At 72.8% G+C, this 22,090-nt stretch carries 16 protein-coding genes and 1 pseudogene; 8 read left to right on the forward strand and 9 right to left on the reverse strand.

Annotation, left to right across the window (positions count from 1 at the left end; translation table 11 throughout):
* The first annotated feature begins 73 nt into the window (after positions 1-73).
* From KIK06_RS09065 to KIK06_RS09075, 3 genes are all read left to right on the forward strand, one after another.
* Positions 74-2,335, forward strand: a complete 2,262-nt coding sequence (locus KIK06_RS09065) for a transcriptional regulator (protein WP_268642787.1) — start codon at positions 74-76, stop codon at positions 2,333-2,335.
* 275 nt (positions 2,336-2,610) lie between these two features.
* Positions 2,611-4,365: a DUF4132 domain-containing protein gene (locus KIK06_RS09070; RefSeq protein WP_268642789.1), complete on the forward strand. Its 1,755-nt coding sequence runs from the start codon at positions 2,611-2,613 to the stop codon at positions 4,363-4,365.
* A gap of 421 nt (positions 4,366-4,786) precedes the next feature.
* Positions 4,787-5,014: a hypothetical protein gene (locus KIK06_RS09075; protein ID WP_040690830.1), complete on the forward strand. Its 228-nt coding sequence runs from the start codon at positions 4,787-4,789 to the stop codon at positions 5,012-5,014.
* An 11-nt stretch (positions 5,015-5,025) separates the two neighbouring features.
* Here the strand turns inward: KIK06_RS09075 and KIK06_RS09080 are convergent, their stop codons facing one another.
* Positions 5,026-5,592, reverse strand: a complete 567-nt coding sequence (locus tag KIK06_RS09080; protein WP_327084680.1) for a TetR/AcrR family transcriptional regulator — start codon at positions 5,590-5,592, stop codon at positions 5,026-5,028.
* A 305-nt stretch (positions 5,593-5,897) separates the two neighbouring features.
* Here KIK06_RS09080 and KIK06_RS09085 point away from each other — a divergent pair, with 305 nt between their 5' ends.
* Positions 5,898-7,478, forward strand: a complete 1,581-nt coding sequence (locus KIK06_RS09085; protein ID WP_268642791.1) for a hypothetical protein — start codon at positions 5,898-5,900, stop codon at positions 7,476-7,478.
* A gap of 67 nt (positions 7,479-7,545) precedes the next feature.
* Here the strand turns inward: KIK06_RS09085 and KIK06_RS09090 are convergent.
* From KIK06_RS09090 to KIK06_RS09115, 6 genes and pseudogenes are all read right to left on the reverse strand, one after another.
* Positions 7,546-8,716: pseudogene (locus KIK06_RS09090) on the reverse strand (RNA-guided endonuclease InsQ/TnpB family protein).
* Positions 8,717-8,859: 143 nt separating this feature from the next.
* Positions 8,860-9,867 carry a methyltransferase gene (locus KIK06_RS09095; protein WP_017600855.1) on the reverse strand — a complete coding sequence of 336 codons (1,008 nt, stop codon included), beginning with the start codon at positions 9,865-9,867 and terminating at the stop codon, positions 8,860-8,862.
* Positions 9,868-9,897: 30 nt separating this feature from the next.
* Positions 9,898-10,977: a magnesium and cobalt transport protein CorA gene (locus KIK06_RS09100; RefSeq protein ID WP_017600856.1), complete on the reverse strand. Its 1,080-nt coding sequence runs from the start codon at positions 10,975-10,977 to the stop codon at positions 9,898-9,900.
* A 131-nt stretch (positions 10,978-11,108) separates the two neighbouring features.
* On the reverse strand, positions 11,109-11,756 hold the full coding sequence (locus KIK06_RS09105) for an alpha-ketoglutarate-dependent dioxygenase AlkB family protein (protein WP_017600857.1): 648 nt from the start codon (positions 11,754-11,756) through the stop codon (positions 11,109-11,111).
* A 42-nt stretch (positions 11,757-11,798) separates the two neighbouring features.
* Complete coding sequence (locus KIK06_RS09110; RefSeq protein WP_017600858.1) at positions 11,799-13,601, reverse strand: hypothetical protein; 1,803 nt, start codon at positions 13,599-13,601, stop codon at positions 11,799-11,801.
* A gap of 13 nt (positions 13,602-13,614) precedes the next feature.
* Positions 13,615-14,577, reverse strand: a complete 963-nt coding sequence (locus KIK06_RS09115) for an EamA family transporter (RefSeq protein WP_017600859.1) — start codon at positions 14,575-14,577, stop codon at positions 13,615-13,617.
* 71 nt (positions 14,578-14,648) lie between these two features.
* Between KIK06_RS09115 and KIK06_RS09120 the strand changes: the two genes are divergently transcribed.
* Positions 14,649-15,572: a LysR family transcriptional regulator gene (locus tag KIK06_RS09120; RefSeq protein WP_017600860.1), complete on the forward strand. Its 924-nt coding sequence runs from the start codon at positions 14,649-14,651 to the stop codon at positions 15,570-15,572.
* A gap of 198 nt (positions 15,573-15,770) precedes the next feature.
* Here KIK06_RS09120 and KIK06_RS09125 read toward each other — a convergent pair whose 3' ends face one another.
* Positions 15,771-16,700 carry a LysR family transcriptional regulator gene (locus KIK06_RS09125; RefSeq protein WP_017600861.1) on the reverse strand — a complete coding sequence of 310 codons (930 nt, stop codon included), beginning with the start codon at positions 16,698-16,700 and terminating at the stop codon, positions 15,771-15,773.
* A gap of 311 nt (positions 16,701-17,011) precedes the next feature.
* On the opposite strand from KIK06_RS09125, the gene KIK06_RS09130 reads away from it, so the two are divergent.
* A complete protein-coding gene (locus tag KIK06_RS09130; RefSeq protein WP_017600862.1) occupies positions 17,012-17,554 on the forward strand; it encodes a GNAT family N-acetyltransferase in 543 nt (180 codons plus the stop codon).
* Between the two features lie 107 nt (positions 17,555-17,661).
* On the opposite strand, the gene KIK06_RS09135 is transcribed toward KIK06_RS09130, so the two are convergent.
* Positions 17,662-18,447: a S1 family peptidase gene (locus tag KIK06_RS09135; RefSeq protein ID WP_268642792.1), complete on the reverse strand. Its 786-nt coding sequence runs from the start codon at positions 18,445-18,447 to the stop codon at positions 17,662-17,664.
* Positions 18,448-18,658: 211 nt separating this feature from the next.
* Here KIK06_RS09135 and KIK06_RS09140 point away from each other — a divergent pair, with 211 nt between their 5' ends.
* Positions 18,659-19,906 carry a hypothetical protein gene (locus KIK06_RS09140; RefSeq protein ID WP_268642793.1) on the forward strand — a complete coding sequence of 416 codons (1,248 nt, stop codon included), beginning with the start codon at positions 18,659-18,661 and terminating at the stop codon, positions 19,904-19,906.
* A gap of 75 nt (positions 19,907-19,981) precedes the next feature.
* Positions 19,982-22,054: an FUSC family protein gene (locus KIK06_RS09145; protein WP_268645913.1), complete on the forward strand. Its 2,073-nt coding sequence runs from the start codon at positions 19,982-19,984 to the stop codon at positions 22,052-22,054.
* The last annotated feature ends 36 nt before the right edge of the window (positions 22,055-22,090 follow it).

Genomic DNA, 22,090 nt, shown 5'->3' on the forward strand with positions numbered 1-22,090 from the left:
ACGGCGCGTAGCTCAGTCAGCAGAGCACCGGCTCCTGTCCGGGGGACGCGGGGGCAGGACCCGCCGCGCTGGCATGAACCCTGACAGCACCCCCAAGGCGGTCGGCCGGGACTACCCCTCCGGGCGGCTGGCCGCGGCCCTGACCACCGCGTTCGACCACGAGGATCCCGACGTGCGCGCGTCGGCGCGCGCCCGCGCCGAGGCGTGGACCCGCGTCGTCGAGGGCATGGGCGACGGAACCCTGACCATCGGCTCCCGTACCCCCGTCCAAGGCCTCCCCGCCTGGGTCACCCCCGAGGTCGTGCACGGCGGCTTCGCCACCGGCGCCGCCGCCGCGGGCGGCCCCCTGCGTCCCCACGAGGAGGACCTGGCCACCCGTCACGGTCTGCCCGCCGAGCGCCGGGCCGTCCACGCCCACCTGCTCACCGACGAGGGGCTCGCCGAACTCGACGCCCTGCTCGACAGCGGCGACTACACGATCGACCTGCCCGAACAGGGCGCGCTGCTCACCGTCGCCTGGCTGCTGCGGGTCGGCCAGACCGCCGCCGCGCTGCGGGTCCTGGCAGCGGTCGAGCCGTTCGCCGACCGACTGTGCCTCACCCCCCGCCCCGCACCCCGGCAGGACACGCCAGCGGGCACCGTCTTCCGCGACACCGTCGACGACGTCCGCCACCCGCTCGGGGAGCGCGCGCACAGGACCGACGCCGCCACCAACCGGCCCAAGGCCCAGCAGGAGGCCCTGGCGGTGTGGAACCCGTTCGCCGACCGGGTGCTGGCGCACTGGCTGGAGACCGTGGCCGACGGCCGTGTCGACGCCCGGCGCCGGGGTAACTGGCTCGGGCGCGCGAGGACGCTGCTGGAGGAGTACACCCGCCTGGCCGCCGAACACACCCTGTGCACCAAGCACCGCAAGCCCAGGGAGAACCTCGCCATCCTGCTCACCGCCCTGAGGGAGGCGGCGGAGGGGACCGGCCCCTCGCCACGTCTCCGGGGCCTGCTCCAGCACGCCGTCGACGCCATGGTGCGCAAGCGCGGTGTCCCGGGCTCGGACCGGCACACGGCGGTGCGCCGCGAACAGGCCGAGCACGCGGCCCGGCCCACGCACGACGTCCTGTCCCGGGTCCTGCTGGATCGGCTCGCTTCCCTGCCCGGCGGTTCCGGGATCACCGACACCGACGCGGTCCTGCGCCCCACGACCGCGGCGGAGGGTGTCCCGGGCGCCTGGCCGATCCCCGCGCCACTGCGTGCGATCATCGCCCGCGCCAGCGCGGGCACCCCCGACGAACTGGTCGAACGGGGGGTCATCCCGTCGGCTGAGGTCCTGGCCTCGGTGGTCCCCGCCCTGACCGCCGAGGCCGAGACGGCCGCCGTCGCCGACCCCGCGCTCTCCCGGCTCCTGCGCGCCCACCACCGGGCCTTCCGCAACCGGCGTTCGCTTCTGCTGCTCAACCTGCGACACCAGGTGCGCGAACACGAACTGCCCTGGATCCGGGAGACCCACGGCTACCGGACGCGTGGGAACGCCCGCGCGGCGGCGGTCCGGGACCTGCTGCCCCAGCTCGGCACCACACTGCTGACCCGTTTTCCGGGCACCCTCGTGCCGAACCCGATGGTGAGCGCGCTCAACGGCCTGGCCCGGGGCGTGGAGGGCGCCCCGCCCTTCCTGGAGGAACTGGCCGCCGACATCTTCATGGGCAGGTTCTCGCCCAAGTTCCTCCGCGCGGCCGCGATGGCCGCCGAGCTGACGGACGGGAGCCTGTACGCCCGCTACTACGGCATCGACGGCGCGGAGGTGCTGGTGGCGGCGGAGGAGGAGCGCACCACCACGCGACGGTCGTCGACGCCGTTCGCGGACCTGTGCCGCAGGCGCGCCGGGGACTCCCGGTTCGGGGTGGCGGGCAACGGCATGGTGATCGAGCAGGCGCAGATCCTCACCACCCACAACCTCGCCGCCCTGGTGAGCGTCGGCGCGCGGCCGCGCCACGGCTGGGCGGAGGCCGCCAGGCGGGCCTACACGGTGGCCGAGGCGGCGGTGGAGCGTCTGCCGCGCGTGGCCCTGCCGCTGGGACACGTGAAGAACGCGGCGTTCGCGTGGCGGCAGTGCCTGTTCTTCCTGTCCCGGTGCCCCGAGGGGGAGCAGCGGGAGATCCTCGGGTGGATGGAGGAACGCCTGGACGGGAGGCCGCTCCTCACCCGTGAACGGCTGACCCCCGTACTGGGCGGGCTGCGCCAGGTACTGGAGTACGGCGCGCTGGTGGAGTGGGACCCGAGGTCGGCGCGCCGTTTCCTGGGCTGGTCCTCCGGCGGCCACTGGATCCTCGGCCAGCGAAGCTGACCCGGGACGCGCGAGGAGCGCACCCGAACCGGTGTGGGGCAACCGTCCACCCGCCCCACACCGGCGCTCGCGCGATTCCGCGCGCAACCACCCTACGGATCAGGGTCGGCGTGTGTGGGGGATTCGGTGGAAAGGGTTTGACGGGACCGAAGCGCCACCTTTACGTCGTAGATTCACAGAGATCGGGAGCGGGGGACCCGAACGCACGTCGAACGCGTGTCCCCGGTCAGCGCTAGGATCCCCTGGCGCACCGACCACCCTGAAGGAAAGCGCCGATGAACGTCACCGCTCCCGAGGCCCGCGCGTGGGCTGACCGGATGGCCGAGGAGTACGACCTCCTCCCCGAGGCCGCCGACCTGGCCGCCGACCTCTTCACACCCGCGCTGCCCGGCCTCGTCGCCGAGTTCGAGCGCGAGGTGGCGGCTCTACCCGACGGCGCGCCGCTCCTGTCCTGGGGGGTGCGAAGCCGCAAGCCCGAGTCCAGGCTGGACGAACTCCTGGAACGACTCGACACCGACGACGTGGCCCGGCTCGTCGTGTGGTCCAACGCGAGCCTTGCGCCGGTCTCCCCGGCAGGCGGCGACACAGCACGCGCGCGCGACCCCCGGCAGAACCACCACGGGGTGCGCCGCCACTTCGAGAAGCATCCGCAGGTGTGGAGCACCAGCACCCTCCCCCTGCTCCTGAGGTCGGTTCCCCTGGGCGCGTCCTCACCCGACCTGGCGGTCAGGGCGTGCCAGGCGGCCGACCCGGCCACCCTGCGGGCGGTCGCCGACGACGTGCACGCGATGGCCGCCCGGATCGCCGCCCGGTTCTCGAACGACCCCCACGAGCACTGGTCGCGGGAACGAACCCACCACGAACTCCTGGCGCTTCTCCTCGACCTGGGGCGCCCTCTGGGGCCCGCCGACGAGGTCCTGGGTTACCGAGACGACCGCTTCCTCAACCTCCTGCACACCACCCACCCCGACATCACCTCCTCCCCCGCCGTCACCGCGCTGTTCGTGCACGGCCTCCGTCCCCTGAAGGGCCCCGACTGGGAAAGCGCCCTGCCCGCGTACCTGGACGCCGTTCCCGACGTCGACGACGTCCTCCGCCGCGTCCTCGAACCGCTCCTCGAGCTCCCCGACGTCGACGGAGAACACGGCCAGGCGGGCGTCGGGGGCCGGCGCGGACACCCCCGACACACGATCCACCTCACCGTCCACGCCACGGTCCTGGTCAAGGGGGTCCTGCGTGTTCTGACCACGCGCCCGGCCGCCGCGGTCCCGTGGGCCGTCGACCTGCTGGAGGAGCTCATCACCCGGCTCTGGCCCCTCGGGCACCGCGTGCACTCCCTGGTCTGGGGCCACGAGGGATTGTCATCCACTCTGAGCTCGCTGCGGGCCGGGTCCGCCATCCCCGCCCTCACCAGGATCGGGACCGACATCCGCACCACACCGGACACGCGGGCCCAACGCGCGGAGATCGAGAAGGCCCTGCGCGGGGCGGGCCACCGCCAACGCCTGTCCGACGTCCAGCTCGCCGACCGGTCCGTCCCCGACTTCGGCCTGGACCGCGACGGCACGCTCACGCGGCGGCTGGGTCAGCACACCCTGACCCTGACCGCGACCGCGGACGGCGCCGCCCTGACCTTCACCGAACCCGGCGGCACGATCGCCAAGCGCGCCCCCAGGGCCCTGCGTGAGGACCACCCGGACCAGCTGAGGAAGGTCCAGGAGCTCGCCAAGCTCGTGCGGACCGAACTCAAGGCCCAGCGCGCCCGCCTCGGCGGCCTCCGGGACGCCAGACACGAGTGGGAACTGCCCGACTGGCTCCCCCACCTGGTCGACCACCCCCTGACCGGACTGGTCTCCCGGGAGTTGGAGTGGGAGGTCACCACCGACGGCCTCGCGTGGAACACCGGCGCCCTCGCGGCCGACGGCGCCCACTGGCGTCTGGTCTCCCCCGACGGCGGCACCCTGCTGTACACGGGCACCGCGGCGCCGCGAGCCCGCGTCCGCCTCGCCCCCCGCTCGGCTCAGCCCTGACGGGCGCACCCGTCCGCTCCCCGGGCGCCGCGAACCATCCCGGGGCCGGGTCCGGGACGACCCGGGCCGCGTGGCACGACGGGACGCGCGACCGTGTCCCGGTGTGCCTGCGGCCCGGTCGACCACGGTCCATTCGGGTTCGCAGGAGATGATCGAGGCTCGTTGGCGTGGCTGGGGAGGGCTCCATCCCTGGGTGGAGTACGGGCACCGCCTCCAGCCCCACCGGTCCGGAGAGCTCGGCCAGAATGCACCGCCGCCGCCCTCCGGGACAACCGCCCGCGTCCCCTGCGCCACCCCCTCCCCCACCGGAACACGCGTCCCGCGCTCCGGACCAGCTCAGGCCCGCACACGCCCCGACCACCGCCGATGCCCCGACCGTGGCGGCGTTGTCCCGGGCCCGGGCGGTCGTTAGGGTGAGCACATGTCGATTTGGTCACGCGGCGACCGCACGGGCAGGGTCGAGGAAGCGCTCCTGATGTTGCAGGGGCAGAGGATCATCGACGGCCTGGAGATCCTCCGCGGTGAGGCCAAGCCCTACCGGGTACGCGTTCCCGCCGGGATCGTGCACATGGACGAGGACGAGGCGTCCATGTTCGCGCTCGGCGCGGTGGTGGGCACCTTCGGCGGCGTCGCCCGCCAGGGGGTCTGAGCACCGCTCCCCTAGACCCGGCCCATCGTGCGCAGCACGGCGTCCAGGAGCAGGTCCCGCACGACCCGGCGGTGCTCCGCGGTGTGCTCCACGGTCAGCTCTCCGTTGAACGTGGACAGGCACATCCCCACGATCATCTCCGCGAGCGGGCGCGCCGGGCGCCCGTCGTCGGGCAGCTCCTCCACGTACCGGGCGACCTCGATCGCCTCGCGTACCGCCTCGACCCACGGCTCGACGCGCGCACGCCACCAGTCCCGCTGCGGCCCCGGTTCCGCGCCCATGCCCGAGGCCGCCGCCAGCAGTGTTCCCGACTCCAGCCACAGGCCCACCCAGGAGTCGATCAGGCGGCCCATGTAGCCGTCGACGGTCTCCCTGCGGCCGAAGGTGAGGTCCACCCGGGAGGCGAAGGCGGTCAACCGCACGTCGACGGCGGCCTGGAGCACCTGGTTCTTGTGGTTGTAGTACCGGTAGACGGTCGAGCGGTCGATGTCGACGCCCTCGGTGATCTCCTTGTAGGTGATCTGGCTGAAGGGTTTGGTCCCAAGCAGTGCGACCAGGCTGCTTTGCAACTGGAGCATGCGCCGCGCCGCACGCAGGCTGCCGCTCGTACCCGGGCCGGACTCCGCCGGTACCGCCATGCCCGATCCCTGTTCCGCCATGTCCCCACTGTCCTCGTCCGCCGACACCGAGCCACCGCGACCTGCGCGACCCCGCCAGGAGCGTACCGCCACGGACGGACACCGCGCCCGTTCCTCCCAGGCGCTGGGAGCGGAAGGTCACGACGCGGTCACCAACCGGTCCGCGGGCGAACCGCGCACGCGCGCGGCACGTCTGACCCCCGGGCGTGAGCCGCCGTCGACCACACAGCGGAGGGGAACCAGGGATGGACTTCGTCGACTACGCGCAGAACCGGAGGATCCGGGAGCTCGAGGATGATCTGGAGAGCGCCCACGCCTCCATCGCGCACCAGCGCCGCCGCGTGAAGTCGGAGCTGTCCTCGCTGCGGGGAAGCCTGGAACAGCGGCTCGACCGCGTCTCCTCCACCCTGGACGCCTTCGTCGAGCTGAGCGACATCCGCGCCACGCTGGCCATGTTCGACGCGCCCGCGATCGCCCGGCACCGCACCCTCCAGATGCTGGACGGGTCCCTGCCCGCCCGCCTCGACCTGGCCGACACCGCCGACTACTGGCTCGTGCCCGCCGCCCACGGTCTGCACGCCCTCCTCTCCGGCGACCCCGGCGCCGCCCGGGTCCGCTTCGACCAGGCCGCCGAGCGCGACGAGGTCCGCGCCCGCCACTTCGCCGCGCTCACCCTCACACTCACCAGCGCCGAACACGCCCGGGCCCTCGGCGGGAGCCTGGTCCTCGGCCTCCTCCCCCACCTCCCCGTGCCGACGGCCGAGGTCACGCGCGGCCAGCGCGCCCTGTGGATGCTGACCGCCGACGGCGCCTTCGGCGACGACGCCCGCGAGCACCTGCTGCTGTCGACCGCGCGCCACTGGTCTCAGGAGGGGGTGGCGGCCCCGGCCTCCGCCGCGCTGCGCACGCCCGACATGCGCGGGGACGGCGAACGGCCTCCGAGGCGCTCCCGCCGGTCGGACACCCCGCAGGAGCTGGCCGGACGGCTGAACGCGGCCGCCGCCCTGGCCGCGATGCGCGACAACGTCACCCGGATCGCCTCCCTGGACGCCGGGAGCGCACCCGAGGGGGCACTCGCCCCCGACGCGGTCAGCGTCGAGTTCGTGGAGTCGGCCCTGCGCCTGCTCGTCGAGGAGGGCGGCCCCGAGGAGGCTCCCCTGCTGGTCCGGGCCCGGGAGCTGCGGGCGGTGATCGAGTCCGGTGGCGGCGCCGGACCTCAGCCGACCTGGGGGGACACGGTAGGCACGGTCTCCGGGCTGCTCGACGAGGACCTGGCGCGGGACGACGCCCCCGCGCACCGCCGCACCCTGGCGCTCGCCCTCCAGCGCGCCTCGGCCCTGGAGAGCGTCGAGTCCCTGCTGGCCGAGGCCACCGAACCGGTCCCCGAGACCTCCACGGTCGCGGTGAGCGGCACACGCGTGACGCTGACCGCCGACGGCGCCGACCGCGGCGACCTGGCGAGGGCCAAGCAGCGGATCGACGACCGCCACCAGCCGGCGGCCGACCACCGTCTCCTGCTGTGGGGCGGGATGGGGGCGGCCGGTCTGTTCGCCCTCCTCGGGGTGATGACCATGTCCCCCGTGACGTGGTTCCTGGCCCTGGCGGGACTGGGCTGCGCCCTGGTCGGCAACATCAGGGACGGCGGGGAGCGGACCACCGTGGCGACGGCACGGGAAGCGGAGCGACGCAGATTGCTTCGGGACGTGGACTCCGCCGCCACACGGTGGCGCACCCAGCTCGCCGCGGCGAAGGAGTCAGCCGAGTCCGCCCGGCTGCACGCCGACCGGCTGCGCGAACTCCTCTCCCCGTCAGCTTCTCGGCCCTGAAGGGACCGAGTTTGCGGGTAGGCGCCCGGCTGGCTGCCGGATCGACCTCCCGCGTCCAGACAACTCCCTAGGAATCGTCAGGGGCGGATGACTGCCGCCCCGCGTTCCACACGGCCTGGCCACGGCGGGCCAGGACACGGGAAGCGTTCCGGTCGGCGTGCGCGGGCGACGCCACACGACCGGCAGGTAAACAGGGCCTGGGAGATCCGGTTGCGCCGGTGGGTGTGGGAACACTCGGCGCACTCCCGTGAGGAGTGCGCGGGGTTCACCTGCACCACCGGCACACCGGCCCGCCGGGCCTTGTAGGTGATGAAACTCCCGAGCTGGTGGAACGACCAGCTGTGCAGCGCGGCCCGTTGGGGCTTCCTCTGCCGTACCCGGGCGCGAATCCCCCTCAGGTCCTCGAGGGAGATGCCGCGTCCGGTGCGTTCGGCCTCGGCCACGATGCGTTTGGAAATGACATGGTTGGCGTCCCGCGCCCGGCGGGACTCCCTACGGCGCTGGCGTTTGAGCAGCCGCTTGGCACTCTTGGTGCCCTTGGTCTGGAGCTTGGCGCGTAGGCGCTGCTGCCGTCTGCGGTACCGGTTGAGCCCGCGCCCGGCCAGGATCTCACCGTCGGAGGTGGTCGCGATATTGACGATCCCCAGATCCACCCCCAAAAACCCGTCCGGGGCGTACTCCGGGGTGTCGGGGACCTGGACGCTGACCAGCAGGAACCAGACGCCGTCCCGGCACAGCAGGTCGGACTCGCCGCGTTCGTGCTCGGCCAGCAGCTTGAGCTGGTCCGGCGAGCCCGCGAACGGCACGTCCTTCAACCGTCCCCGGAGGGTCCACAGCGAGATCGTGCGCTGGTCCAGGGCCAAGGACAGGTTCCGCGCGTCATAGGGCTGCGCCGCCTCGGGACGGAAGGAGACCGGGGTCGACTCGATGCGTCGCCGCCGCTTGGAGCCGGGCGGCCCGTGGTTTCCGGCCTTCAGGTTGGCGGTACGGGTGGTGTAGGCGTCGGCGACCTTCTTGATGGTCAACTGGGCCGCCTGGGACCCGACTCCGGCGGCGCGCAGACCTGGGTAGGTGAGTTTGCGCGGAGGGTGGTTCTTGACCACACCCTCGCGGTGGGCGGTCTGGGACACGTGGGTGGCGTGGTCGTTGAGCGCGCGCAGCGTCGCGCCCAGCACCGCCGCCTGCTCCGGCGAGGGTGTGAGCTTGAGCTGCACGGTGATCGTCGACACGCCCACCAGTGTGTACCGGGGGTGTGACAGAACGCAGGCGGATGCCCGCGAAGTGACCCTCGTCACTGAAGGGCTTCATGCGGCCTGTGCGGCGATTCCTCCCGGGGCTGAAGCCCCGGGGGTTCCTCGCCAAGGCAGGCTGACACCGCGGCTCAGGCGGGTCGGGCGACCAGGACGCGCATCTCCAGCGGCAGGTCGAGGATCCGTTCGGTGGTCAGTCCGGACCCGCGCAGCAGCTCCTCGTACTGGCGCTCGGTCCGCTCGGCGCCGGTGGTCATCACCATCATGTGCACGTCGAAGACCAGGGACAGCCAGGGGTCGTCCCCGTCCGGGAGCACCCGTTCGACCACCAGGACCCGCCCGTCCGGGGCCATGGCCTCCCGGCAGTGCCGCAGGATCCGTCCGGCGTCCTCGTCCGACCAGTTGTGCAGGACCCGGCTGAGCACGTAGACGTCGGCGCCCCCGGGCACGGCGGCCAGGAAGTCCCCCTCGACCAGGTCGCAGCGGCCCGCGGCCACGTGGGCGGCCAGACGGTCCCGGGCCGCGGCCAGGGCCGTGGGGCGCTCCAGTAGCACGCCACGCGTGTCGGGAGCGCGGTCGAGCACGGTGTGGAGCAGTTCCCCGCTGCCGCCGCCGACGTCGACGACCGTGCGGGCGCCGCCGAAGTCGTACACCGAGGGCAGGTCCCGAACGAAGCGGGCTCCGGCCGCCATGCCCGCGGAGTACAGTTCCGCGTCCTCGGGACGGCCCTCCAGGAGGGTGAACACGTCGGTGCCGTGGGCGAGGTCGAACCCGGTCCTGCCCGTGCGGAGTGTCTCGGGCAGCCGTTCCCACGCGTCGGCGAACAGTCCGCTGTCGTAGAGCAGGGCGAGGTCGCGCAGACCGGAGGGGTGCCCACCGCGCAGTCGCTCACCCGTGGCGGTGAGCGTGTACCCCCGCGCGTCACGGCGCACGACCCCCACGGCGGAGAGCAGGCGCAGCAGGCGGCCGAGCCGCGCCGGGTCCAGGCCGAGCGCCGCCGCCAGGTCGGGCGTGTCCACGGGGGCGCCGTCCATGCGGTCGACGACCCCGAGCCGCACGGCGGCGGCCACGGACCTGGCGACCCAGGGGCCGGTCATGAGTCGGATCAGCTCGCGGGACGCGGTCTCGTCGTCGTTCACCGGACGGCCTCTCGTCGTGTGGTCGGAAGGTCACAGCCAACCGTTACGCCGGAACACCAGGTACAGGGTGACGCTGGCGAGGGCCATCACCGTCAGGGGGACCGGCCAGGCGAAGGTCCACTCGAAGCCGGGTCGAGGGGGGATGTTCATCCCGTACACGGAGGCGATCAGGGTCGGCACCACGAGGATGCCACCCCACGACGAGATCGTCTTCATCGCCTCGTTCTGTTCCTGGCTGATGAGCGAGTCGTTGACGTCCATGATGTGCCGCAGCAGCTGTTGGAAGCCGTCGACGCGCTCCCGGACACCGGTGACGTGGTCGGCGACGTCGCGCAGGTAGGTGTGGAGGGCCTCCCCGGGCTGTCCGGCGCCGGGGTGTCCGGACCGGACACCCCCGGACTCCGCACGGGCCAGCAGGTCCGCGCAGACACCGGTGAGCGGGTCGACGGCCCGCTGGAGCATGGTGACCTCCCGGGCGATCCGGTAGATACGGCGCGAGGCGTCGGGGTCGCGGTCGAACACCCGGGTCTCCACCTCGTCCACGTCGTCCTGCAGGTCGGACACGACGGGCGCGTAGTCGTCCACGGCCCGGTCCAGAACCGTGTAGAGGACCGAGACCGTGCCGTGGGCGAGTACCGCGGGTTCGGCCTCCAGAGTGGCGCGAACCTCGTCGAGGTCGACATGGACGGTGTGGGAGATGGTGACGGCGAAGTTCTCCCCGCAGAAGACGTGCACCTCCCCCACCCGCACGGACCTGGTGACGGTGTCGTACCGCGCGGGCCGCAGGACCAGGAACAGCGCTCCGGGGTAGTCCTCGACCTTGGGCCGCTGGTGCGCGACCACCGCGTCCTCGGCCGCCAGGCGGTGCAGGCCGAAGGCCCGCGCGACCTCGCCGATCTGGTCGTGGTCGGGCATGTCCATGCTGATCCACAGCATCGCGCCGGGCGCCGAGTCGAGCGCGTCACGCGCGGCGCGGGCACCGTCGAGGTCGCGGTCGCGGTGCCCGTCGCGGTAGAGGACGTACCGGACACGCCCCGGGGGTGTCCGGTCGGGAACCGCGGCCCCGGCTCGGCCCAGCGCCATGACGCGCTCAGGGTGGTGTCGGGGCATCGGCGGCCCTCCTCCCGTACGTCCCGGACGCGCCCGATCCTGGCGTGAAGGGCCGTCCGGTGCGCGGCGACACGCCATTGGGGCGGCGAAACGGGCGGGACGGCGCGGATCGCGTCGGCCCGAGTCAGACGTCAGGCGGTCAGCCCGGAGGCGCGGACGGTGATGTTGAGCCGTCCCTCCAGGCCCAGCTCGGGCGGTGCGGTGCCGGGGCGGGTGCGCGGGACCCCGTGGTAGGCCATGCGGGAGGGGCCGCCGAACACGAACAGGTCACCGCTGACCAGTTCGACGTCGGTGTAGGGCCGGGTGCGGGTCTCGGTGTTGCCGAAGCGGAACACGCAGGTGTCGCCGAGGCTGAGGGAGACGACGGGCGCGTCGGAGCGTTCGTCGCGGTCCTGGTGCATGCCCATACGCGCGTCGGCGTCGTAGAAGTTGACCAGCGCGACGTCGTAGGGGGCCGCGGTCGGCGGGGGCGGCTCGCCGAGGGCGTCGGCCACGGCCCGCGCGGCGAGCGTGCCCAGCAGGTCGGGGAAGGGCGGCACGGGGCCGCCGTCGGGGAGTGTGCGGGAGTAGCGGTAGGGCTCCCAGTACCAGCCCAGGCTGAGCATGCGCACGCTCATGACCCCGCCGCGCGGCATGGGGTGCCGCACCATCCCGGCGCGTGCCCACCGGCGGCAGTGCCGGACCAGGTCGGTCTGGCGTTCCGGGGACAGCCACCCCGGCAGGTGGACCGCCCCCGGCGCGACGTCCACCGGCGGGGCGGGGAACAGGGGATCGTCCATGGGGGGTTCCTCCCCGCGTCGTCGCCCCGCCACCCGTCGCGGTCAGCGGCGGAGCAGGTCGCGCACGTTGACCACGAGCAGGACCACGACGACCACGGCCATGGGGACGGCGATGGCGATGCGCCAGTCGGCGATGAAGGCGGCCACCACCCCCACGATGACGCCGACCACCACCGCGAGGATGGCCAGTCCGGTCAGGAACGAGAGGAACTTGCGGCGGGCGATGGAGTCGACGGCGGCGAAGGCCACCACCACGCCGAGCATCGCGTACAGGGTGGTCTGCCCGTTGAGCAGGAACAGCGTCAGGCCGAGCGAGATCAGCAGCAGCGGGGTGCTCAGGGCCACCCACAGGTGCAGGAAGCGGGCGGTGCGCTGCTTGCCCGAGGAGTAGGGCAGGTGCGGAGCCTTGAGGTGGTCCGTCGGCCCGGGCACGAGCGGGGTGTCGGAAGCCAGGGCGCGCAGGTGGGTATCGCGCTCGTCGGCGGTCAGGACGCGCTCCTCGTAGACCTCGGCGAGCTCCTTCTCCAAGGTCTCCATGCGTTCGGTGTACTCCCGGGCGAGCTGGCGCGATCTGGCCCGGCGGTGCAGGACCATGCGCGCCGAGTCGAGTTGGCGCAGGCGGTCGCGGCGGGCGACGATGTCGGCGTCCAGTTCGCGCAGGCGCTCGTCGAGCGCGCCGACGTGCGTGCGCAGTTCGGCGCGGGCGGCGGTCTCGGTGGGGGCGACCTTGTGCAGGCCCACCCAGGCCAGCGGGTCGGCCCAGGAGCGGCGGATGGTGCCGTCGCGCTCGTAGCGGGGGCCGCTGGGGGCCCGCTCGCCGTCGAAGAAGTCGCCGGTGTCACGCCCCCACAGGCCGCGGAAGCCCCGGACCCAGGGGGTGTCGTCGTCGATGAGGACGGGGTTCCACTCGCGGTCGCCGCCGGGCCCCAGGCGCATGCCGTCGCCCCGGGCGTAGTCGACGAAGGGCACGCCGATGCCGTGCCGGTTGATCGCGCTGTCGGCGCGGAAGAGGAAACCCGTGAGCCTCCGGTAGGCGCGGACGGCGCCGCGCAGGACGGCCGGGTCGACCTGGATGAGGTAGTCGCCGGGCAGCATCTGGTGGGAGTGCGAGCCGGCGCCGACGTAGACCAGGGGGTGGTCGCCGACCCGGTGCAGGTCGGGGTCGTCCCAGCTGCGGCGCAGGTCGTCGCCGTGGTACTCGTGCGAGGAGGCGCCCACCCACATGGGGCGGTGGGTGCCGTCGCCGTTCTCGGCGAGGTAGACGGTGACGCGCTCCCAGTCGGCCTCGTGGTCGTTGACACCGCCGTAGATCGTCCGCCAGTCGTTCATCGCGTAGAAGAACCAGTACTGGAGGATGACGTAGCCGCCCTCGCGGGTGACGCGTCCGTAGTAGGTGGCGCCGCCGTCGTCCACGCGTTCGCGGTAGCGGGTCACGGCGGCGAAGGTGACCCCGCCGGGGACCGCGCCCCGGATCAGCAGGGAGAACTTCATCAGGATGTCGAGGATGCGCCCGAGCACCCCGACGGCGGCCAGGCGGCCGCTCTTGGGGATGACGGTGCGGGCGATGCCGCGGAAGCGACGCGCCTCCTCGCGGATCGTCTCCTCCTGGACGAACCGCAGGTGCTTGTGGCGGCCCGGCCACTCGCGCTCAGCCTGCCCGAGGCGTTCGAGGGTCAGCTCCCCCGCCGGAACGAGGACGCGCTCGCGTCCGCCGGGCTCCTCGACCCAGAGGCTGCAGTTACGTACGTAGCTGTCCACACGGGTGGGGAAGAACAGCTCCCCCTTGGTGCACATGAGCACCGGTTCGTGGGCACGCAGGAGTTGGAGATCAGATGTCGCGGCCATGATTGGCACCAAGCTAGTGCATCGCCGTGTCGTTCCGTGCCGCGGAGCCGTCGACGCGGGAGTGGTGCGTGTCCGGTTCCGGGGGTGGTGCCGAACGACCCGACCCGTCGCCCCGGGCGGCGCCCACGCCCGCGACCACCACCAGGGCCATTCCCGCGACCTGCACGACGGCGGGCGCCTGGCCGATGATGACCAGGCCCATGACCAGGCTGACCGCGGGTTCGAGGCTGGCGAAGGTGCTGTAGGCGGTACGGCTCATGCGCTGGAGGGCCACCATCTCCAGCAGGAACGGCACCAGGGGGAACAGGAGTGCGATGCCCAGGGTGAGCAGGATGAGGTCGAGGTCGGGCGCGGCGATCACGGCGGGGGCGCCCAGTGGCGCGGTGACCAGGGCGGAGACGGTCATCGCGAGCGCCAGGCCGTGGACGGCGCCAAAGCCCGCGCCGACCCGCTGGGTGAGCACGATGTAGGCGGCCACGCAGGCCGCGCCCGCCAGGGCCAGTCCGACGCCGAGCACGTCCAGGTCGCTCTGCCAGGGGCGGGTGAGGCACACCACGCCGATTCCCGCGGCGAGGATCCACACCAGTTCGCGGCGGCGGCGCATCGCCGCCACGGCGACCACGAGGGCGCCGAGGAACTCGATGGAGGTCGCGGTACCGAGTTCGATCCGGGCCGTGGCCTCGGAGTAGAACAGCATCATCCCCGCGCTCGCTGTGCCCAGGATCACCACCGAGCCGCGTTCGCGCCACGTCGCCTCGCGCACGGCCCGCCACAGGGAGCGACCGCCGAGGCCGAGCAGGATCAGCGCGGCCCAGCTGAGTCGCAGCCAGGTGACGGTGGCGGGCGAGGCCTGGTCGAAGGCGGTGACGGCCAGGGCGCTGCCGGTGTGGAGGGTGAACATGCCGATGAGCAGCATCATCGGAGCCGGGACCCGGACGTCGGCACGGCGGAGTGAGGAGATGGATGAGGGGATCACCCGACCATTGGATCGATCTCCTCTGTTGCTGTCCACGAACCAGTGGTTGATGGACCATGTAGTTTTGGTGGATGGATTTCACCCGACTGCGCCTGCTGGTCGAGCTGGAGCGCCTGGGCACCATGGTCGCTGTGTCCGAGGTCACGGGCATGAGCACGTCCGCCGTCTCCAAACACCTCGCGGTCCTGGAGCGTGAGGCGGGTGCGCCGCTCCTGGCACAGGACGGGCGCCGGGTGCGGCTGACCCCGGCCGGGCGGAGGCTGGCCGACCACGCCGTGGGCATCCTGGCGCGCGTGGAGGCCGCCAAGGCCGAGTTCGAGGGCGAGGGCGAGCCGGTCGGCCGCGTCCACCTGGTGATGTACACGAGTGCGGCACCGTTGGTGCTGCCCGCGCTGCGCCGGCTGCGCGACGAGCATCCGGGGATCGACATCCACCTGACCGAGTACGAGTCGGAGCAGGCGCTGGCGCTCCTTCAGGACGGGCAGGCCGATCTGGGGGTCGTGTACCAGTACAGTCTGCTCCCCCGGGAATTCCCGGGAACACTGACGGTTCGGCCGATCGGCACGGAGGGGCTCCTGCTGTCACAGCCCTCGGCGCGGGGGGACAGCCGGACGCTGACCCGGCGGCGGTTGCGCGAGTTCGCCGGGGCGTCGTGGTTCGCCAGTCCGTACCGGGGCGACGAGGAGGCCCTGGTGCAGCGGATGTGCGCCGACGCGGGGTTCACCCCCCGGATCACGCACCGCATAGAGAACCTGGAGCTGTGCGAGGAGCTGGTGGCCTCCGGGGTGGCGGTGGGGGTGATGTCGCGGCTGTCGGTGTCGACCCGGCGCGGTGTGACCCACGCGCCCCTCGGGGAGCTGGGCGGGGTGCGCCGGATCTTCCTGGCCGGGCGCACCGGTGGGTGGGCCTGGCGGCCGATCCGGGTGGTCGCGCGCTACCTGCACGAGGCCGCCCGGGACGTCCTCGACGAGGTCCCTCCCCCGCCCGAGGCGTGATCGTCAGTGCTTGCTTTGGGCCTGCCGCTTCGCTTCGGCCCGTGTTCGGGCGCCCTCAAGGCAAGGATGCTTCATCCTCGTCTTCGCCCGCCCGTCGCCCTCCACCACCCTCAACGGACGCCTGCGGCGCAGTCCGATTCAAGCTCGTTCCTCGCTCGCGGTTCGACTCGTCGTGCGGAACCCCGCCGGCGCCCGAACCTACCCGGCGACGGCGAAGGGCCCCACCGACGGCACGGGCACCTTGCTGGCGGCCTCACGGACGGCGGTGAGCAGGGGTTCGGGGTTGGCGCCGGCCCGGGACAGGGCGATGACGTGGCGCCGGGCGGTCTCGCGCACGCCGCGCACGACGATGTGGGGGGTGCTCAGTCCGGTCCACGCCAGGCGCGGCATGAGCGTCACCCCGAGCCCGGCCTGCACCATGCCGAACACGGCGCCGAAGTCGTCGACGGTGTGCACCACCCGGGGCTGGAAGCCCACCCGGTTGCAGGCCGCGGCCACGCACGAGTGCCAGGCGCTGCCCGGGGCGGACATGATCCAGTCCTCGTCGGCGAGGTCCTCGGCCAGGTTCAGGTCGGTGTGCGTGGACAGCGGGTGCTGGTAGGGCAGGATCGCGTCGAACAGCTCGACCATGACGGGGTCGGTGCGAAACTCGGGGTCGCCCGTGGACGGCAGGTCCTCGGAGGACATGGTGAGCGCGATGTCGAGGCGCCCGGAGCGGACCATCTCGGTGCACTCCTCGGGTTCGGCCTGTACGACCTCGAAGGACCAACCCGGGTGGCTGACCCGCAGGCGGGCCAGGGCGGGGGCGACGAGGTCGCTGATACCGGTGGCGAAGGAGCCGACCCGCACGACGCCGCGGTCCCCGGCGACGTACTCGGCCAGGTCGGAGGTGGCGCGCTCCATCTCCGCGAAGATGGCGGGGGCGCGTTCCAGGAGGACCCGTGCGGCACCGGTGAGCAGGAAACGGCGGCCCGAGCGTTCGACGAGGGGAACCCCGGCCTCCCGGGCCAGGGCGGCGAGCTGTTGGGAGACCGCCGACGGTGTGACGTGGAGCGCCTCCGCCGTGGCCGCCACCGTGCGGTGGCGGTCGAGGGCCTGGAGGAGCTGCAACCGCCGAACGTCGATCATGTCCCCCAATTTATGGCAGAACGATCATGTTCCGCCGATGTTTCAGGCATCTTGGCTGAGTTCGACGCGTGATTCGCTGCACACCGTCCAGGGCCCACGAGTGGCCGCGTCAGTGATCGATCAAAGAAATTCCTAAGTTCTTCCCTTAGAGTGATCTCGTAACCGTCTTTCCTCGTGTTGAAGATGTTCCGGTCGGCACCGGCACGTACAGTCAGACGCACAGTTCAACCGCGGGGACGCGCATCGCGAGCCCCAGGGGATCAGCACCCAATGCTGGTGGAACGGGTGGAAAGAACATGCAAAATTCGCTGATGACCAAACCGCGACCTTCCGACGTCGGCGTTCTCAGCTTCCGCTACCTGGGCGCCCACGAGGTGGACGAGCTCGTGGACCTGTGGGGCGCCCTCCACCAGCAGCACACGGTGACCGCCCCGCACCTCGCGGACATCATCAGCGCCGTGAGCCTGGACGAGTCCTGGCGCCGCCGCCGCGCCCAGTACGTCTCCTGGCTCGCCGACCCCGACACCATGGCGATCCTCGCCGAGAGCGGAGACGACCCCGCCGGGTACGCGATGGTGACCATCCGCGAGAACGCCCAGGGCAGTTGGGACCGGGGCGACCGGGTCGCGGTCGTGCAGACCTTCGCCATCGACCCCGAGTACTCCGGCAGCGGCATCGGCTCCAAGCTCCTGGAGGAGATGCGCCGCCAGCTCTCCGCGATGGGCGTGCGCGACATCGAGTTCTCCGCGCTGGCGACCAGCTCCGAGGACATCCGCTTCCTGGAGCAGGAGGGCTTCCGGCCCTTCGTGACCACGATGGTCAGCCGCGTCGACGGGTTCGGCGCGCACGACTGAGCCGCTCCCACCGCGTTCCGCCCCCGTACGGTCCCCCGGTACGGGGGCGGAGTCTCGTCCGCGCCGCGCGAGCGCCATGACGAGCCGGATGCACTGCTGGAGCACCACTACGCCGGGGCGCCCATGCGGTTCACGATCCAGGCCCGGTATCCGGACACACGCGTCGTGGACTCGTAGGGATGCAGGGCGCAACGGATCCCCTGAGTTCCGAGGACGCCGATCAACGACCTCCTGCCGTTGGCGTCCGCGGCGAGCACAGGACCGCCCTCGTCACCCTGGCATGAGCCCCGTTGCGCGTCGAAGGCAACAAGACACAGGATGTCGTCGGTCACGATGCTCCCGTGGCCGGCTTCGCACGCGTCGTGCGAGGCCACACGCGTCTCCGCCTTCCTGAGAACTCCCGGCTGGCTTCCACCGCTGCTGATGGTCCCCCATCCGTACATGGTGACCCGGGTTCCGCTCCGCTCCAGGGATGTGTCGCCCAGGGACCACATGTGCTCCCGTGTGCCCTCCTCGGCGAGTCCCATGGGTCCGGCCACCTTGAGGACCGCGATGTCGTTCGCTCCGCTGTGCGCGGCGTAGCGGGGGTGCGCGATGACCCGCTCGACTCGTACCACCTCGTTCTCGGTCTCTTTCGCGGTCCAGAGGTCGTAGTCGCCGCGGTTGAAGTACAGGTCCGCGGACTCCGGGAGCCCGACCACGCACGACGCGGCGGTGAGGACCGTCCACTCGTCCAGGACCGTCCCCCCGCAGAAAGGTCCGAGCTCGGCCCCGAAGAGCGTCCCCATGCGGTCGATGACGTACCGATCGGCGAGCATGTTGGCGGGGACGCCCCCGACCACGGCTCCGCTCGGCGCGGCCTGCGCCGCGATGAGCGCGAGAAGGCCGAACACGACGGCCGCCCGCCGCCCGCGTCGACACCATGCGGCCACCGCCGTCCGACGCCTGCACCGTGCACCCATACGTCCGCCCATGCGCTCGCCCCCACCAACAGAAAACCCAAAGTAAAAATACTGTCACACAAGGCGATCGCTCGGGCGCCTCCCGTGCCTGTGCGCGGACACGCCCCCGCGCGGACGAGGCCGAACCGCTACGCTCACCCCCGTGGCCACCTCCGACTCCAACACCTGCAAGTTCCCCGGCTGTGACAGTCCGGTGCCCCGCGGCTCCTCCCCCGGCCGCCCACCCGAGTACTGCGATCTGCCCGAGCACACGCGCTGGCGGGCCTGGCGCGAACGCCAACGGCTGGCTCAGGAGGCCGAACGCCGCGAGGAGGAGGCCGTGGCCGCCGCCACGGGCGGCGACTCCCCTTCCTCCTCCGTGCCCTCCGAACCCGTGACCACCGCCCGGCTGCGCGCCGACGACCTGCTCACCCGGTTCGCCGTGCAGAGCGAACAGATGGCCGAGACCCTGCGCTCGGCCACCGAGGCCTTCGCGACGATGACCGACCCCGCCGCCGCCGAGGCTCAGGTGGAGGCGGCCCGTCTGGAGGGTGCCCGTCGCGCGGCCGAGGCCGACGGCGCCCGCCTGGAGGCGGAGAACCGGCGCCGTGAGGCCGAGGCGGCCCGGCGCGTGGCCGAGGAGGCGGCCGCCTCGGCGGTCACCGCGACCCACGCGGCCGAGCGGATCGCCGAGGAGGCGGTCGAACGCAGGAACGCGGCGGAGGCCGAACGCGATGAGCTGCGGGACCTGGCCCTGCGGGCGGAGGCCGAACGCGACGCCGCCGTCGCCGAGGCCAACGCCGGGCTCGCCACCGCCGAACGCCGAATCGCCGAGGCCGACGCCCGGGCCCGGGAGGAGGTGGGGCGGGTCCGGGGCGAACTGGAGCACGCCCGTGCCGAGGCCGCCCGTCGGCTCCAGCACGCCCGTGCCGAGGCCGAGCAGCTCAGGGCCGAGACCGCCGAGTACGCCCGTCTGCGCGACGAGGCCGTCCTGGCGGCGGAGCGGGCCGCCACGCGCGCCGAGGGCGCCGAGGCCCGGGCCGGAGAGGCCGCCGGCGCCCTGGCGGCCGAGCGCGCTCGCTTCGACGGCGAGCTGGAGCGCGCCCACGAACGCCGGGAGGCCGATCGGGCCGCCGCCGACGCCGAGCGCGCCAGGCTGACCGCGGAACTGGAGCGCGCCGACGCCGAACGGTCACGCCTGGCCACGGAGCTGGAGAACCAGCGCCGCAACGCCGAGATCACCCTCGACGAGTCGCGCACGGCGGCCGCCGCTCGCCTGGCGGTGGCCGAGGACCGCGCCCGACACGCGCAGGAGCGGGCCGACCGCGCCGAGGCCGCGCTCCGGGAGACCGGGGGCGCGGATCAGGCACTGTCCACCACGGACAGTGGCGCGTCCGACACCCGCCAGTAGTCACAAATCGCCCATGTGACCCGATCTAGGATGGAAGTCGTGCGAGATCTGGGAACGACCGGCGACACCGGCCCGATGCACCTGGGCGGGTCACCCGGTCAGGGACCGGAGCGTGCCCGCGTGGCGGAGCGGCCCCGGCCCAGGGTCGACCTCAAGGCGCTCTTCGGCCTGGAGGCGGGGGCGTGGGCCTGGACCACCGCCGTGCAGGCGACGGTCGCCATGGCCGCCTCCTTCGGCCTGGCCGCGTGGCTGTTCGGCCCCCAGATCGGCACCCTGGCCGCCCTGGGTTCCATGACGGTGCTCTATGAGAAGAAGACCCCCTACGTCTACCGGTCGGCCGCGCTGGCCCTGGTCGGTCTGGGGTTCGTCGCCAGTGTGACCCTCGGTTCGCTGGCATCGGCGCTGTCGGTGTGGGCGTCGGTCGCCGCGATCGGACTCGTCGCCGGAACCGCCACCTGGGTGTGCGCGGCCTGGCGGGTGGACAAACCCGGTGCCCTGTTCTTCGTGCTGGTCTGCGCGATCTCCACGATCGCCCCCGGCGGTCTGGCCCAGGTCCCCCTGCACGCGGGCGTGGCGGCCGTGGGGGCCGCGATCGGCTGGGCGGTGTCGATGTCGGGCGCCCCCGTCCTGGCCCGGCACCCCGAGTACCGGGCGGTCGCGGAGGCCTACCGGAAGCTGGCCGCGCTCCTGCGCGCGGTGGGCACCGCCGAACTCGACCACGCCCAGCACAAGGCTTCGGTGGCGGTCGCCGAGGCCTGGCGGATCGTCCTGCTGGCGCAGACCCGCGGCTACCGCTCCACCCCGGAGGCGGCCCGGCTGCGCTCCCTGCTGCGCTGGGTCTCCGACATCCACCTGGCCGCCACGCAGGTGTCCATGGCCCGGACCAGCTCCCTGCCGGACAACGCGGCCGACTTCGCCGACCGGCTGGTCCCCGCCGTCGCCGAACCCGACCGGGCCCCCGATCCGGCCGACCTCGACGACCTGCGACGCGGTATGCGCCCGCGCTCCCTGGAGGCTCGGCTGTACGGTCTGCTGGCCAGGGCCGCGCAGGCGGCGCACCGCTCCGGCCACGACGAGGAGGACGAGCACGCCCGCGAGCTGGACGACCAGCGCTACCCGGCACTGTGGGGGGCGCTGAGGTCCAGCCTGAGCCCGGAATCCCTGATCCGGCCGACCGCGCTGCGCATGTGGATCACCGTGACCCTGGGCGGGGCGTTCGGGCTGTGGCTCGGGCTGGACCACTACTACTGGGTGGCGATCACCGCGACCGCCGTCCTCCAGGGCGGCAACGTCGTCCTGACGGTCAACCGGTCGCTCCAGCGGTCGCTGGGCACCTTGATCGGCGTGGTGATCGCCGCGGTCCTGCTCTCCCTCGACCTGCCGCTGCCCGCGGTCGTGGTCCTGGCCGGGACCTTCATGGGCCTGACCCAGCTGGTCGTGGGCCGCAACTTCTTCTACGCGTCGGTTCTGCTCACCCCGATGGCACTGCTGCTGTCCCACACGGCCTCGCCCCACCCGATCACGGCGCTGGCCGAGTCGCGCATCATCGACACCGTGGTCGGTTCGCTGTTCGGTCTGGCGGGGGCGCTCCTGCTGTGGCGCAGCGCGTCGGCCGCCCGGTTGCCGCAGGCGATCATCGGGGTCCTGGACAACGCCCGCCAGTGCGTGGTCGCGGTCCTGGACCAGGACGTGCGAATCGGACCGGAGCGCCGGTACCAGCTGCGGCGCGACATGCGGGCGGCCCTGGTCAACCTGCGCGGGGTCTACGAGAGCGCGATCGGCGACGTGCCCCGGGCAGCCGCCACCCGCCCGCTGTGGCCGGTCGTGGTGGCCACGCAGCGCACCGGGTACCTGGCGCTGTCCGCCCTGGCGTTGGAGCACCCCGCCCCGGTGGGCGTCATCACGCTCCAGCGGGTGGACCTGGCCTTCAGGGAGCTGGTGGCGTCGATGGAGGAGCGGCGCACACCGCGCCTGGGCGCACTGCCGAGGCTGCCCGCCTATCCGCGGATCAACATGGAGCTGCGGGCGCTGTCCAACTCGATGACCAACGCGGTCGCCCAGGACGAGCGCGCGGCCCAGCAGGAGGCCGAACGCCGTGCCCTGCGGGAGAAGCGGCGCGCGCAAAAGGACGTGGACGCCGACCTTTGAGGACCGGCGGGTCGCACGTCGCGGCCCGCGGACGCT

Source organism: Nocardiopsis sp. EMB25 (genome assembly GCF_026797795.1).
Classification (GTDB): Bacteria; Actinomycetota; Actinomycetes; order Streptosporangiales; family Streptosporangiaceae; genus Nocardiopsis; species Nocardiopsis lucentensis.

Bases quoted from the DNA above. Each gene is read 5' to 3' on its own strand.
- KIK06_RS09065 (WP_268642787.1), top strand. From the start codon at position 74: ATGAACCCTGACAGCACCCCCAAGGCGGTCGGCCGGGACTACCCCTCC.
- KIK06_RS09070 (WP_268642789.1), top strand. From the start codon at position 2,611: ATGAACGTCACCGCTCCCGAGGCCCGCGCGTGGGCTGACCGGATGGCC.
- KIK06_RS09075 (WP_040690830.1), top strand. From the start codon at position 4,787: ATGTCGATTTGGTCACGCGGCGACCGCACGGGCAGGGTCGAGGAAGCG.
- KIK06_RS09080 (WP_327084680.1), bottom strand. From the start codon at position 5,592: ATGCTCCAGTTGCAAAGCAGCCTGGTCGCACTGCTTGGGACCAAACCC.
- KIK06_RS09085 (WP_268642791.1), top strand. From the start codon at position 5,898: ATGGACTTCGTCGACTACGCGCAGAACCGGAGGATCCGGGAGCTCGAG.
- KIK06_RS09100 (WP_017600856.1), bottom strand. From the start codon at position 10,977: ATGCCCCGACACCACCCTGAGCGCGTCATGGCGCTGGGCCGAGCCGGG.
- KIK06_RS09105 (WP_017600857.1), bottom strand. From the start codon at position 11,756: ATGGACGATCCCCTGTTCCCCGCCCCGCCGGTGGACGTCGCGCCGGGG.
- KIK06_RS09110 (WP_017600858.1), bottom strand. From the start codon at position 13,601: ATGGCCGCGACATCTGATCTCCAACTCCTGCGTGCCCACGAACCGGTG.
- KIK06_RS09120 (WP_017600860.1), top strand. From the start codon at position 14,649: ATGGATTTCACCCGACTGCGCCTGCTGGTCGAGCTGGAGCGCCTGGGC.
- KIK06_RS09125 (WP_017600861.1), bottom strand. From the start codon at position 16,700: ATGATCGACGTTCGGCGGTTGCAGCTCCTCCAGGCCCTCGACCGCCAC.
- KIK06_RS09130 (WP_017600862.1), top strand. From the start codon at position 17,012: ATGACCAAACCGCGACCTTCCGACGTCGGCGTTCTCAGCTTCCGCTAC.
- KIK06_RS09145 (WP_268645913.1), top strand. From the start codon at position 19,982: ATGCACCTGGGCGGGTCACCCGGTCAGGGACCGGAGCGTGCCCGCGTG.